Origin of the sequence: Shewanella sp. NKUCC06_TVS, from assembly GCF_019345515.1 — a bacterium.
GTDB classification, from domain to species: Bacteria; Pseudomonadota; Gammaproteobacteria; order Enterobacterales; family Shewanellaceae; genus Shewanella; species Shewanella oncorhynchi.
This window is the reverse complement of the sequence record NZ_JAHKQX010000008.1, coordinates 125,467-139,639: the sequence shown is the minus strand read 5'-3', so window position 1 is coordinate 139,639 and position 14,173 is coordinate 125,467. Positions and strand designations below refer to the sequence as shown.

Below are 14,173 nucleotides of genomic sequence, written 5' to 3'. Positions count from 1 at the left end.
GCGCCTTAGCTAAGCCAAGGCGCTCAAAGTTAATTAAGATAAATTGAATAAACAGTAACTTATGCTGTTATGGGCGGAGCACGACTATTGAAGAAACGACTAAAAGGTCGCTTAAAGGAAACGGCCTGAAACTCAACCGAGATATAACCCTGCTGAGCGAGTTGAAAATGAAAGGGTGTACTGGTTAGCGCATGTTGCAACTGGTGCTGATGTAAGCACAGCGAACAATTGGCCTTAGAGTCTTCACTAGCATGGGAAACACTGTGAACAGCAATGGCAACAGACAATAGCACCAATATGGCAGCAAGCCATATTGCTAGGGTGCGTCTTGTTTGTATCACACTATTCAAACCCTACTTCCTCAGATAATTTGGCAGGCGATTGTATGTTAAGCACTACTAAAGTTGCAAACCGATTTACCTAAGCCGTAGGGCTTAAATGTTACAAGAGGTAACTTATCCCATGAGTCATTAGCTATGCCGTCCATAGACTATTTGCAGCCTGCTACTTTACATAACCCTTTAACACATCATCAATCATGATATTAAGGGATGTTATGCCCGCACCTGTGATATACCAAGCCTCTGGATCCACAAAAATAACATTCCCCGTCTTCCAAGCATTGGTCTCACGCAAGAGAGGGTTATCTATGGACTGTTTATCCAATACGGGGCTTCGCTCCATCACTGCGGTTCTGTCTACCACGTAAATGATGTCGGGATTGTTTTCAAGAATAAACTCGCTTGATACAGGTTGACCGTGCAATCCCATCTGCTCTGATAAGCTGGCAGGTTTCACCCCTAGCGCACTGTAAATAAACCCATAGCGTGAACGAATACCTAAAAATCGAAAAGCGCCATTATTATGTAGCACCACCAAGGCTTTTTCTGGCCTGTCCTTAATCACCATTCTGGCGGCTTGGATCTTAGTTTCCAGTTCATCCACTTTATGTTTTGCCAAGGTTTGCTTATCGAATAATTTACCCAGCATCAATAAGTGTTTTGTGACTATATCAAAGTAATCGCTGTTGCTGTCTTGGTAATCAATATCCAAATGAATGGTCGGAGCCAAATTGGAAAGCGCTTGATAATGACTAGCTTGAACGGATGACATCAGCACCAAATCGGGTTTAAGTGCATAAATACGTTCCATATTGGGTTGAACGATAGCACCTAAATCAACAATATCACTATTGTTGCTGTAGTCTTTCAGGTAGTAAGGAACAAAATCCTTTGGCATGCCGACAATCGGAACACCCAACTGTTCGAGATAGTCGACTTCATTCATATCTAAGGCGGCAACGCGTACTGGCCGTTTTGTAATAACAGCAGTGCCCAGCTTATGCTCTACCTCTATCGGGGCAAAATCCAACTCAGCCGTTGAAGCACTCGTATCCAATGATGCAAGTTGTACTGATTCGGTTTTATTGTCGCAGGCCAGCAAAAAAGCCGAGCTAAATAACAGAATCGCCATCACTTTAGTACCGCTTTTACATTTCGACGTCACTTGTATTCTCCTTGTAAGTTGAAGTTGAAATAGTTACATACAGTTCCTTGACTCGTTTTCAGCACCTCAAGATCCAGTTCGTACAGTGCTTTTAACCTTCGCGCTGTGACGACCTCTTCAACGGGTCCAGCGCAGTGCACAACGCCTTGCTTCATGCCGACAATATAGTCGGAGTAGTTAGCCGCAAAATTGATATCGTGAACCACTAACACTACCGTTCGTTTGTAATCGTCACACAGATGGCGAAGTGCCCGCATTATGCTAACGGCATGTTTCATATCCAGATTGTTGAGCGGTTCATCTAACAATAAATAATCCGTTTGCTGCGCAATCGCCATTGCCAGAAAAGCCATTTGGCGTTGTCCGCCGCTAAGTTCATCAATAAATACATTGGCTAATGACTGTAAAGCTAAAAACGACAGCGCTTCATCAATGGCGCGATGATCTTCCTTTGTGAGTGCCCCTTGGCTATAGGGAAAACGACCAAATGCCACTAACTCCCTGACCGTCAGGCGTAAATTGAGGCTGTTAAACTGACGCATGGTTGCCACTTGCTTGGCATAATCCTTCAAGGGAATATTGTGGATAGCAGTACCTTTGAGTAATACCTCGCCCTGCTGGATATTCAGTAACCGACCAATCGACATCAGTAAGGTACTTTTGCCGGCACCGTTAGGGCCGATGAGAGAAGTCATCTGATGTTCTGGAAATTGTGCAGTGACATTTTTTAGCACAGGTTTCGCGCCATAAGACTGATATAAGTTATTGACGGTTATCACACTGCGCTCCGAGGTTTAAGAATTAAGACAAAGAAATAGGCGCCACAAAATAGATTAATTAACAGCCCAACACTGGTTTGATAATTAAACAGATGCTCAACAAGCATTTGCGCGATCAGAAAAACCGAGATAGCAACGGCGCATCCTGTTATCAAAGTAAATGAGTGCGACGGATGCCTTGCCAGTGCATAGGCCATGTTCGCGACAAATATCCCCATAAAAGCAGTCGGCCCCACTAAACTGGTTGATATTGCGACCAATACCGCGATAAGACCCAATAGCAGGCGCACCACTTTTTGATAATCAATACCAAGAGAGATAGCTTGCTCCCGCCCCATCAGTAATACATCAAGTACAGCACGCACTCTCCAAGCGGCAATACACACGGCACTGACAAGTACTAGAGAGATAAGCAATTGCTCTGGTTGAGCGCGGTTGAACGACGCTAAGCTGTAGCTCTGGAAAATAGAAAACTCACCTGGACTGATAGAATATTGGATTAACTGAGTAAAACTGCCTAACACCACAGTGAGCACTAAGCCCACAAGCAGTAGGAAGAACACATCATGTCGATCTCCACTAAATAGCCAGTGGTGAATCGCCATTGAGTAAAGCAACATCACCACAACTGAGACAAAGAAATTGCTGTTAGCGGTGATCAGAATACTGCTGCCCGTCCCTAAGATAAGGATCAACAATACCTGCAAAATCAAGTACACCCCTTCATACCCCATGATAGATGGCGTTAAAATGCGATTTCCGGCTAAGGTCTGAAACAATATCGAAGAAAACGCAATACAGACACCACCAAGGCAAATAGTGCCCAAACGCACCAATCGATTCGGTATGACATAGTCAAAATCAAAGCCTGAGCCCATCAATAAAAATGTGACTGCCAACATAATAGGCAGCCCCCAGCTCAAAAAACGCCATGCACTGTCTTTCATTTGATTTTCCAAACGATAACTAAAAATATGAGTCCACCTAAACAGCTCGCCGTTAGACCTATAGGAATTTCAAAAGGATACAAAATAAGTCGACCAAGTAAGTCACAGATAATCAGTAGCGTTGCGCCAGCAAAGGCGATAATAGGCAAGGTGCGTTTTAAATTATCGCCGTAACGCATAGCGACAAGATTAGGAATAATCAAACCAATAAATGGAATGCTCCCGACTGTGATAACTGTGGTCGCTATGGTCAGGGAAACCAGCACTAACCCTAAGATAACTAGGTTGAAATAACTCAGGCCGAGTGTGGTAGCCAAGCCTTCGCCCATTCCTACAATGGTAAAGCGCTGTGCATAAAGGTAGGTCAGTATGACTACGGGAAGGATCAGATAGATGATTTCGTAGTTACCTTGCACGATTTTTGAAAAATCACCCAACATCCATCCCTGCATACTCTGCATCATATTGTTTTGATATGCATAAAGTTCCGCTATCGCACTGAGTACACTGCCAAACATAATCCCAATAATTGGAATGAGCACCGGACTCTTATACCGAATACCACGAATAATCAGAATAAAGGCTAAGCTCGCAAGCAAGCAAAAAACTAAAGCCCCCAACATTCTGGCGGTGCCCCCCATACTCGGGGCATGAATGATTGAAATTAATATGCCTAGTTTGGCGGCATCAAGCCCGCCACAAGTAGCAGGTTCAACAAACTTGTTTTGCACAATCTGCTGCAATATCACACCACAGACAGCGAGCCCTACACCTGAGCAAATCAAGGCAAAGAGCCGCGGCAAGCGACTCGCAGATAACACCAACCAGACATCATCCGATAACATCAGCATCTGCGTTACAGATGCATACTTTGCGCCTAGCAGCAATGAGGCAAAACAAAGCACAAAAAAGCACGTCAGTGCATAAACCACCTTCACAAACTGATACTTCCTATACGCAATAAATCTTGTACTAATCTGCAGCCGCTATGAGGTTTTCATATCGACGCGCTATGTTTGAGCCTTATCGGATCCCCCTGCCTTTTGGGCATGGGTAACGGCAATACCCGCTAACACTAAGTCACGTTTTCGCTCCCACCATTTGCGGGCGCCCACCTTCATGATGTCTACCATCGCATTTATCTGCTCAGCTTTATCAGGGAGCTTGGTGGCTTCATCTTCCCAAATTGCGATAATTCGCTCTTTACGTGTCCGACCATCGGCTTCTGGTTTAGTGGTTGACCACCATCCCAAAAAGCACTCCCCTACCATGTCAACTAAAATATCAACGGCAAGCACGGCCTCATCGAGGGAGAAGCCTTTGCGTTGCAGCTTTTCGACCGATTCAGCAAAAGAACGTATACCCGATGATGGCGTAACACTGGCCTGATGGATAGACTCAGCGAGGCCAGGATGACGCTCATAGAGTGCCCAAATGGCATCGGTCAATATGATCAATTCGCTCCGCCAATCTGTGGCCGCTGGCGCTCGCCAGTCCAGCTCATTAATTGCAAGCTCAGCAGCAATGGAGATAACATCATTCCGACCTGCTACGTGATGGTAGAGGGAAGAATGATCGACCTTTAAATGCGCGGCTATAGCAGGGATGGTCGCTTGATCAACCCCAATCTCCAACGCAGCTCTGGCGATAGCCTCACGGGAAATACGGCTTGGTCTACCACGCTGGCGTTTTTGATTAGGTTGATCCGGTACTTGTGTCATATCGATAAAGTTTCCAAGGCAAAAAAGCCATTCTAACCGCTCTTGCTACCCGCTGCATGGCAATACCCAATACCGCGGGTAGAAGCTAGCCGCTAAAACTTCGCCCTAACGCCTACGCCTATTTCTCGAGGTTCAAGTAAATATGCATCCACGCCTCCGGTACTTCTGTCAGCCATTTTTGCCACGGGTGCACGTTCATCCAGCAAATTGCGTGCATAAACAAAGGCTTCAAAATATTGGTTGATTTGATAGGAAGAATTCAGGTTTACCGTTGTGTAAGATCCCACTCTTAACTCTGGCTCATTGGTATCCGTTGAAAAGTATCCATCCGTATGGCGCACATCACCGCTCACTTTGATAGTGTCCGTAATTGAATAGTCAAACCCTATATTGAACATATATCCCGGCGCTTTACTAAACTCGTTGCCGACAAACTCCTCGCCACGGTAGTCATTAAATTCACTTATCTCAGTTTCAAGTAAACCCAGCCCACCATATAGACTAAAACTATCGGCAACTTTAAAGTTCCAATCTAATTCAATCCCATAGCTTTGCGCTTCATCAGCATTAATAATGACAGAACCAAAGGGTCGTCCATCGAGGTAGTCAGTAACTGAACGTTGTGAATCTTTAAAGCGGGTGTAAAAGAGATTGCTATTTATGATCAAGCGTTGTTCAAGCAGATCGATACGGGTAAAAAGTTCATAGTTCCATGCCGATTCGGCATCGAATGTATAATATTCGCCACCGCGGAAGTTAATACCTGTGCCCCCTGGAATGTTACCTTCACTGATCATAGCGCCGATTAAGACGTTATCTGTCAGATCATAGGACAGGGCAACCTTAGGTAATAAAGCCGTAAATGTCTCTTCATATTGATGGCGCACGTTTGGGATGTAGCTAGCAATACCATCGTGGCTAATTTCATCAGACTGATAACGAAGTGCGCTGGTGAATGCCCACTTAGGTGAGAAGCGCCATATAACTTCACCGTAGGGGGCAAAACTGGTATGTCTCAGGTCGGCGTCGGCATTACCAAATACGTTGTTCAGCTTGTTGTTGGTTTTATCATCCCAGTAGAAGACACCGGTAACCCCACTAAACTCTGAACTCTTGTCACCAAAGTTCAGCCTTATATCATTCGAAAAGTTTTCATTATCTCGTTTTGCGATCCCTTGATAAGGTGCTGCAAATCGATAATCAAACTGCCCTTCTGAATACTGCAGTTGGTTATGTAACTTCATCCCATTGTCGAACACATATTCAAGATCAAAAATCCCGACATGATTACTGACTTCTTGATTATCCTGAAAAATTGAACGATTTTCTAAGTCATCATAGGGTTCTGATACCACCTCGTTTCTGGGACGTTTAGCCTCAGTTGAGGAATAAGTCAGCATGGCGGAAAAGTTGCTGTATTTTTCGGGTTCCCATAACAACTTCGCCCGTAGATTTTGGTTTTTAAACTCAAAATCTAAATCATGGGCAGTAAACTCTGGGTTAACGTAATCAACAAAGGTATCTCTAGCGCTGTAATCTGCGCTAATTCTTGCGGCAAAGTCATTACTTAGCGCACCAGATGCCATAGCCGAAAAACGCTGCTTATTCCGACTGCCATAAAGTGCTTGCGCTGCAAATTCTGGCGTATAAGTGGGGTTATGGGTATGGATGACTACGGCGCCAGCAATACTGTTGGCTCCTTGACTGGTCGTTTGCGGACCACGGTAGACTTCAATAGACGACACATCCCACACGCCTGCGGCGCCTAAATCCAGTTCTGCGGGGCTCAGATATTTACCATCCACACTGATAGTTGCACCCGGCACAGGCTTAGATAAGTAGGCATTACCCGCTGCAACAGGCCCTTTGGTATCCGTACCGCGGATAATGGGCGCATCGGTATTTCCGGCATAAATTAAGTTTGGCGTACCGCCGAGAATTTCAGAAATTGTTAATTGGTCGGCATTTTTCCTCAACTGTTCTTCAGTGATCACTGTCACTGAGCTCGCCGTTTCCTTCAGCGTCCGCTCGATTTTCTGACCGTAAACTGTGATGACTTCAATATTTCCCGCTGCATCTTGTTGCTTGGATTGCTTATCTGGAGCAGTTCCACTGTCAGCAATAGTTGAGCCTGAAATAGCGCTAAGCCCCAGCGCAAGAGAACCGATAACCCACTTTGATTGTGGGTAAAACTTACCAAATCGGGGCATGTGTAATAACTCCTTATACGAAAGATCTGTTGCCAATGAGAATAGTTATCAATTATATTATCGCCGCTCAAAAAATTTATCAACACTGTGTTGATAAATAAAAATGACCGCTTAATATGGTCGCCATCTCATGGCGGTTCAATTTTTATGAAACAAGGAATTTGGCTCGTGGATGTTCATTTGCCCATAAACTCTGGCACTCAGACTATTTTTTACTCTGCAATATCAAGACTTCATCGCTTCATTGGCCTTGTGTTAATCACACTTTCCAGACCGAAGCCCAGCCTGTTCCACTTCGATTTTTTAGGTGAACATTAAAATGCAGCGACTTTTCAGTCCCACTTCAACATTAGCCTTCGCCCTACGTCCGGCGATTCCCGCACTCACTTTCGGAATGCTGCTAGCGGCAGGTGCTGGCGTGACGACACTAGGTGCACTCTGGTGCATGATTCAACTTATTGCTGGTCATCACTCGCTATGGTTAGCGGGGGCGCTCATATTTGGGTTAGTGTCAGCGTTGCTATCAGCTGGCGCATCTTGGGTTAACCACAATGCTGAGGCGCAATTTTCTGGAAGATTAAGGCGTCATGTTGCAGCGCATCTTGTCAGGTTGCCACCAAGTACCTTGGCAAAATATAAGGGCGAAAAGTTAAAGCGATTAATGGTCGATGACATAGCGTCATTGCATCATATGATCGCGCATTTACCCTCTGAGCTAGCGACCTTTATCATTGTCCCTGCCATCACTATTGGTTTGCTGATCTTAAGTGCGGGCTTAGTGGCATTACTTGCCCTTATACCAGGCCTAGTCGCAGCGCTTTTCTATTTGGTGGTGATCCCAAGGCTTGCTGCAAAACAGGGTGAAGCACGAGTCAATGTGATGGGAAATATCACTGCCGCGGTGGATGACTACGCCCGTGGTGCGCCTGTATTTCGCATTTATGGCGCACAAACTGGTGCCATGGCCGATTACCAAAAGGCAACTAAGCATTTTATTGAGGAGATCATTGAGCGGGTAAGCAAGGTATCAACTTCAGTCGCCGTGGCCACATCACTACTGCAGGCAGTTTGTACTTTTGCCATTGTCTATTCCATCGGGTATGAATGGCCCCCAGAAAACCTTGCTGCCGCCTTGTTCTTCAGTCTGGCCATAGTCATGCCAGCCCTAAAGCTCGGGCATGGGCTTGATTATCTTGCCACGGGCCGCGCTGCCGCTCAGCGGCTAACGGATTTTCTTGAGCAATCGAGAGTTCCTGTTGGTAACGGCAATATTGAGCTTAATACACCTATGCCGCTCACCCTCACGAATGTTGTGCCTTCACTGTCTACAAGCAATCAATCTGTGCCCATTAACTATCAATTTAGATCTGACAGAGTGACGGCAGTTACAGGGATCAGTGGTGTTGGCAAATCCACATTACTGCGCTTATTAGCTGGCATGGAGCTGCTAAATGCCGGAGATATTCGACTCGCTGGTATTGCACTCAATGAGATGGATGAAGCCTCGATTAATCGCGCGATCATGCTATTACCACAAAGTGCGGGACTACTGGCAACCTCCATCGCGGACAATCTCGCACTCACCGCACCTGATGCCACGGATGAGGATTACTTAGCAGCATTACACTGCGCGCAATTGGATAAATCCTTAACTACTCATGCAAGCACACTGTCTGGCGGTGAAATACAGCGCGTCAACCTTGCCCGTGTGTTTCTTTCACCCGCTAGGGTGATATTGCTTGATGAACCCACATCGGCCCTAGACAGCGAAACGGCGTTTAACGTGTTCACAGCACTACGCCATCACGCAAAAACAAACCACAAAACGATTGTGATGGTCACCCATGACTTAACGCTTGCCGAGCTGGCGGATGACAAGCTCGCACTCAAACATCATCACAGGGAAGGAGAAGGCCAATGATAAATCGTCCCCAAGATTACGCAGCCATAAAGCACTTAATACCTGTTGCCTGCGGTTGGGCTGTGGCGGCCATATTGGAAGCGGCATGCTACATTCAACTGGCTTTAGCCATGACTCAGCAGCAATCACCGCAAAAACTGCTATCGATTGCCGCAATAACCATACTCACCACAATACTGGCTTCGCGTTCAGGTTTTTGGGCTGGCGCAAGGCTGGCCAATGCGCTCTACAGTGCATTAGGCACGACCATGCAACAAGCTAAACTCTCTTGGTTTACACCGAGTGTCAGGACACTACTCATAGAAACTGTCTCTCGGAGTATTCCTGGCTTTATGAGTATTCCGGCACATCAATTTCAGGTATTTATTCATGCACCGCTTATTCCGCTCTGCATTACCTTTGGCATAGGATTGCTCGGTGGCATGCCACTGGTACTGATGTTGGCTAGCTTGTTGCTCGTGTCATTTGTGATTCAGAGTATGGCGCAACGAGCCCTTGCCCGCGCAGATATGGACCGAAACAACACTGAATTGGCAGCAGATCAGTCAACCCTTGAACTGATCGACCACTTAGAGTTACTGCGCACAGCAGCAGGATATAGCGGCGCAACAACACGATTGGAGCAAAACTGGCAAACACAAGAAATCGCACTGGAACGAACTAATCGCGCCGCTGCCATAGCAACATTACTGTCGGCTATCGCCAGCTTTTTACCTATTGCAGGCATGGCACTCTATCTGGTGCTATCCGGTATAAACAATACGCCAATGCTGCTCGCTGTCTTGATGTTGACCATGCGCGCGGCGGCGCCACTTGAGACTCTCGCCGTGGCGGCAATAGGCATTAATGATCAGCTAGCGGCTATTAAACACTATCGACAAGCGACTCATGCGCCAACGCTCAAAGAGCCAAGCCAAGCGCAACAAAAGACACCGAACAATCATACAATCGAACTGAATAACGTAACATTTCCCCCTGCTGTGCAAAATATCAATACCACTATCGAGCCAAGTGAACGCGTACTGATTAGCGGCCCGAGCGGGTCAGGTAAAACCAGCTTACTTAAGTTATTGATGCGCTTTGATGATCCCACTCTAGGCCTGATCACTTTGGGCAAGGTGTCACTCACGTCAATCCCCGCCGCTGAACTTGCCCGCTTTTTCGCCTATGTGCCACAGGATCCACTCATCTTTACCGGCACCATTGCCAGTAACATTCGTATTGGTAACCCTGATGCCGACGATCAAGCCGTAGATAAAACGGCACGTCAAATGGCATTGGATGAAGTATTAGACAGATCAGAACTGGGCATTTACCAAGAAGTCGGCCTGCAAGGCGCAGGGTTATCGGGAGGGGAACGCCAAAGGCTTGCCTTAGCACGCGCGCTTATCAAAAATGCGCCGATTCTGATAATGGATGAGGCCACCTCGGCATTGGATGAGGAGACAGAAAAGCGTGTAGCCAAGGCTATTTGCGAACAGAGTTGTACATTAGTTTTAGTTTCGCACCGAAACCAATCACTTTGGCAGCCAACCAAGATAATAGAATTTCATCAATCACTTGCCTCAAAGTAAGATCGGCTTTCTACGCATTAAAAAACTGAATTACAGATATCTGACACAGATTACAGTGATTAATTTTTCGTTACTGACCACATCTCAATGAGTTATATACTGCAGCCGAAATGACATGAATCATTTCGGCTGCAGTTATTGCTCGTGCAAAGAAGATGAGCATTGCTGTAGAACCGACCAAGCCTTGTTGGCATAATGCTCACCGAATCAAAGCATAAATACTCGAACTTCCTCTCGCTTTTGAGCTTTAAAATCCCTCAAATTATCAGCTACCCGTTAATAAACTAGTAACCATATTTTGCGACAGGCTGCCAGTTTTTATTAACATCCTCTTCAATAAACTTTTGTTTTTCTTTGATTAAATCCGATTCAACTAACCCTATCGCTTGATGGGCCTTTTCCTTAGTACTGATATCTGGATAGCTAACTTGAGTCACGTTAAGTTGCTTTAATATTCCAGCGAGCAGATGACGTGCTTCGTTCGCTTGTTCGATGGCTTTATCTAAAAGCTGCTTACCTTCTTGTGGATTATGTGCATATAAACCATGTGAAGACATGGCAAAGTCCCAGCGCCACTGACTGTGTCGTATCGCCATAATGGGCTCATTCATACTCTCCCATTTAGCACCTGCATCCCATGCCGCTTTGGCTTCATAGTGGGCCTTGACGAGCAGAGCTTCAACTTCGCGGGCTTTAGTCTCAATCGTTAATTTATTGGCCGCGAGCTTGGTTTCAATTTTGGTTTTACTGCTATGGCAGCCACTGCAACTGTTATCAAAATGCGGTAAGGCTTTATCAACTTTATGACTAGTAAATTCAACACCTTTTGCATCCTGCTGGGTAGGCATATGGCAGGTAATGCAAGTGACACCGACCTCGGCATGTTTACTGCGACTCCAGTGTTCAAACTCAGGATGACGTGCTTTGAGTATGGGCGTTTTCGAAAGAGGATGGATCCATTCGAAGAAGCGGCGAGTGTCATAATATTTTTCAATATCGTCGGCTGTGCTGCCAAAAATCCAGGGAATATTAACAACATTACTTTTTTCCGGACGGAAATAGTAAGTGACATGACATTGACCACATACCTGTGCACCTTGCATATCGGTATCTTGTTTATCGAATGGCAGGTGAATTTTAGCCATAGCCTCTTGGGCATGAGGACGAGGTAAAGTTAACTTATTAGTGCCAGATTCATGGCAATCACTGCAATACACTACGCTTTGGATCTCTTTGCCCAGATCGGTAAAGTTTTTAGCGGAGTATCCTTCAAATCCCAGTTGTTCAATCAATCTAGGGGCATCCGGTGTCTTGCAGGTCCAACAACTGGCGGATAATCCTTTCTCTCCTGCCTTAGGGGGGACACCTGTACGTAAAGTATGCGTCACATCAGCAACGGCAAAATGATGCCCACGTGGGCTATGGTACTCTTTGGCATAGGAAGATCCTGCCCAGAGTATGATGCTGGCGGGATAATTGGCGAGCATATCCTCACGCTCGACCTGTTCAGATGTCGCTTGCCAAGATTGATATTGGTTAGGGTATTTTTGTTGATTGCTAGTATCGGAAGCCGCTACAGATGTACATATAGTTATGACGAGCAAGCAAATCATTTTTAGCAATGTAACTGTTTTTAAATAAATTTTCACTTTGTATCCTTTTGTCCTAACATCAATATTAACCTGGGCGCCCATCGATACGGGGGCGAGAAAGTATCGGCAAGTAATGCCATACAAACAGTGCAAATGCGATAAACCAGCAACTGCCAGCCAACCATAACCAGACTTGGGTGTGGGCCGGAAACCAGATGGGCATTAATGCCCTGAGCAGTGCCGCTAATGGTAGGCAGATAAATGCCAAGATCATTTTCGGGCCCTCATAAATATTTCGACTTGTGTGCCCGAGTGACACTCTGGAAATCATCGAAAGACACAGGGTAGCCATACAACCAATAGCAAATAGGTGAAGCAGACTGCGATAGGCATATTCATTATCGAGATACCAACTCATGGCTAACAGGCTGAGTGGCAACATTAAATAGGCAAGATGCAAGGACCACAGCATAGGTTCTTTCAGTGTTTTATGGGGTAACCAGCGTGCAAATCGGACCAGCTGCAAGAGCCCTGCAATGAGCAGTAAGCCTCGCTCGACTTCCAGAGGTATAAGGTGGATGAGTGATTGAATGACGAGCAAGATCATTGTCAGGATCAGCGGGTATTCAATCCAAGTTAAGGGTTCTGCTTTGGTGGCCTTAATGCGCATCGCGGTAAAGAATGGAATGACACGCCCACCGACTATGGTGATAAGTAAGGCTAACCACCATAACATCGCCTGCCAGATCTGGTTGGCAAGGATAAAATCGCGTTCAAATAAAGCGTAATAGCTGACATTGTTAATCACGAGTGCAGCAAACAACATGATCGGAAAACCAATATTGCGCCATTGCTTCACCTTATAAATACAGCGCCATAGGGTAAGGCTTGCCATACCAAGGAACAATGAATCAAACACGGCGGGCAAAATGAGCGGAACTTGCATTGGGAGTAAGAGTAATAATCGTGCCAATAGCCAGCAGCTAAAGGTCAATGCGAGTGGCCATCTCTTTAATGTGGGTTGGTTGGTCCAATTTTGAACGGCAGTCAGCAAAAATCCACACACAATTGCCATAGCGAAACCGAACAGCATTTCATGTGGATGCCACCATAGCGGCAGTATCTTGCTCCAAAAGGATGAAGGGAAAAAGCTATATTGGGGAGTAAACCAAGTTAATAGCCACAAAGGGATATATAGCGCAGCTAATATGGCTCCCCCAAGGAAAAAAGGTCTAAAGCCTAAGCGCCATAATGCGTGAGTACATTCGGTTTGTGTAGGATCATCAATATTTAGCATAGTTGTTAGCCGAGTTGCAGAACGATGATGAACACACTTAAGATGCATTCAATATAGACCTTATATTGTACTGTTATGACCTTCAATTCAAACTAAATCTTAGATTTTGGAACTAAGATCCCAAAGATGAACAAAAAATAAAGTGTCGTGGAATAATCATTTCTGACGGCTAATAGGCTTGATCAATGTACTGCGGGCTCATGACAGGCAAAGGTTCAATGCAAACTTTTACACAGGTAACGGCACAAACAGTCACACATTGGTAAATTTTAGATGGGAGAAATACCGTTTTGATTTAAATAACCGTGGCTTTATTGGCCTATCTTATTTCGAACATAGCCAAGACTTTGATAGCACAGGCAGCTCGATTTATAACGGCGATAACAGTTGCAGATGATTATGTGGTAACTCGCTTTAGCGTCGATTATCAGGCTAAAAACTGGCGGATTAGTGACTTCGCCAACAACCTATTTGATTAACAAGCATTGACAGTAAATAGCCTATAAGTCGCAGTTATGTGGAGGGTTACGACAAAAAAATGGAAATAGTACCGGCAATGGGTAGCGTTAAAAAATGGCGAGTTATTCAATCCAAGCAAAATCATTTTTTACGCTTTATGCTACACA

At 45.4% G+C, this 14,173-nt stretch carries 11 protein-coding genes; 2 read left to right on the top strand and 9 right to left on the bottom strand.

From position 1 onward, the window contains the following. Positions 1 to 59: 59 nt before the first annotated feature. The 7 genes from KO531_RS22420 to KO531_RS10885 all read right to left on the bottom strand — a co-directional run bounded on the left by KO531_RS22420 (position 60) and on the right by KO531_RS10885 (position 7,163). Entirely contained in the window at positions 60 to 350 is a 291-nt protein-coding gene (locus KO531_RS22420; protein ID WP_028761491.1) for a DUF2607 family protein, read from the bottom strand. Between the two features lie 154 nt (positions 351 to 504). Next, on the bottom strand, positions 505 to 1,506 hold the full coding sequence (locus KO531_RS10910) for a siderophore ABC transporter substrate-binding protein (protein WP_346345244.1): 1,002 nt from the start codon (positions 1,504 to 1,506) through the stop codon (positions 505 to 507). Further along, positions 1,503 to 2,285: an ATP-binding cassette domain-containing protein gene (locus tag KO531_RS10905; protein WP_219251183.1), complete on the bottom strand. Its 783-nt coding sequence runs from the start codon at positions 2,283 to 2,285 to the stop codon at positions 1,503 to 1,505. Before KO531_RS10905 ends, KO531_RS10910 begins: the two co-directional genes overlap by 4 nt. Then, positions 2,282 to 3,232, bottom strand: a complete 951-nt coding sequence (locus KO531_RS10900) for an iron chelate uptake ABC transporter family permease subunit (RefSeq protein WP_219251182.1) — start codon at positions 3,230 to 3,232, stop codon at positions 2,282 to 2,284. Before KO531_RS10900 ends, KO531_RS10905 begins: the two co-directional genes overlap by 4 nt. Further along, positions 3,229 to 4,137, bottom strand: coding sequence for an iron chelate uptake ABC transporter family permease subunit (locus tag KO531_RS10895; protein ID WP_346345245.1), 909 nt, complete (start codon positions 4,135 to 4,137; stop codon positions 3,229 to 3,231). Before KO531_RS10895 ends, KO531_RS10900 begins: the two co-directional genes overlap by 4 nt. Before the next feature lie 105 nt (positions 4,138 to 4,242). Beyond that, complete coding sequence (locus KO531_RS10890) at positions 4,243 to 4,953, bottom strand: TetR/AcrR family transcriptional regulator (RefSeq protein WP_219251181.1); 711 nt, start codon at positions 4,951 to 4,953, stop codon at positions 4,243 to 4,245. Between the two features lie 92 nt (positions 4,954 to 5,045). After that, the gene (locus tag KO531_RS10885) at positions 5,046 to 7,163 is read right to left on the bottom strand and encodes a TonB-dependent receptor (protein ID WP_219251180.1); all 2,118 of its coding nucleotides are present in this window, start codon (positions 7,161 to 7,163) and stop codon (positions 5,046 to 5,048) included. Between the two features lie 319 nt (positions 7,164 to 7,482). Between KO531_RS10885 and KO531_RS10880 the strand changes: the two genes are divergently transcribed. Together KO531_RS10880 and KO531_RS10875 are read left to right on the top strand one after the other, a co-directional pair. Beyond that, complete coding sequence (locus tag KO531_RS10880) at positions 7,483 to 9,084, top strand: ABC transporter ATP-binding protein (RefSeq protein WP_219251179.1); 1,602 nt, start codon at positions 7,483 to 7,485, stop codon at positions 9,082 to 9,084. Continuing rightward, a complete protein-coding gene (locus KO531_RS10875) occupies positions 9,081 to 10,658 on the top strand; it encodes an ABC transporter ATP-binding protein (protein WP_219251178.1) in 1,578 nt (525 codons plus the stop codon). The genes KO531_RS10880 and KO531_RS10875 overlap by 4 nt, the downstream gene beginning before the upstream one ends. Positions 10,659 to 10,942: 284 nt before the next feature. Here KO531_RS10875 and KO531_RS10870 read toward each other — a convergent pair whose 3' ends face one another. Together KO531_RS10870 and KO531_RS10865 are read right to left on the bottom strand one after the other, a co-directional pair. Further along, the gene (locus KO531_RS10870) at positions 10,943 to 12,352 is read right to left on the bottom strand and encodes an ammonia-forming cytochrome c nitrite reductase subunit c552 (RefSeq protein WP_219251217.1); all 1,410 of its coding nucleotides are present in this window, start codon (positions 12,350 to 12,352) and stop codon (positions 10,943 to 10,945) included. Beyond that, entirely contained in the window at positions 12,336 to 13,547 is a 1,212-nt protein-coding gene (locus KO531_RS10865; RefSeq protein WP_219251177.1) for an NnrS family protein, read from the bottom strand. The genes KO531_RS10870 and KO531_RS10865 overlap by 17 nt, the downstream gene beginning before the upstream one ends. Positions 13,548 to 14,173 lie beyond the last annotated feature (626 nt).

Bases quoted from the DNA above. Each gene is read 5' to 3' on its own strand.
- KO531_RS10900 (WP_219251182.1), bottom strand. From the start codon at position 3,232: ATGAAAGACAGTGCATGGCGTTTTTTGAGCTGGGGGCTGCCTATTATG.
- KO531_RS10865 (WP_219251177.1), bottom strand. From the start codon at position 13,547: ATGCTAAATATTGATGATCCTACACAAACCGAATGTACTCACGCATTA.
- KO531_RS10890 (WP_219251181.1), bottom strand. From the start codon at position 4,953: ATGACACAAGTACCGGATCAACCTAATCAAAAACGCCAGCGTGGTAGA.
- KO531_RS10885 (WP_219251180.1), bottom strand. From the start codon at position 7,163: ATGCCCCGATTTGGTAAGTTTTACCCACAATCAAAGTGGGTTATCGGT.
- KO531_RS10880 (WP_219251179.1), top strand. From the start codon at position 7,483: ATGCAGCGACTTTTCAGTCCCACTTCAACATTAGCCTTCGCCCTACGT.
- KO531_RS10875 (WP_219251178.1), top strand. From the start codon at position 9,081: ATGATAAATCGTCCCCAAGATTACGCAGCCATAAAGCACTTAATACCT.
- KO531_RS10870 (WP_219251217.1), bottom strand. From the start codon at position 12,352: ATGGGCGCCCAGGTTAATATTGATGTTAGGACAAAAGGATACAAAGTG.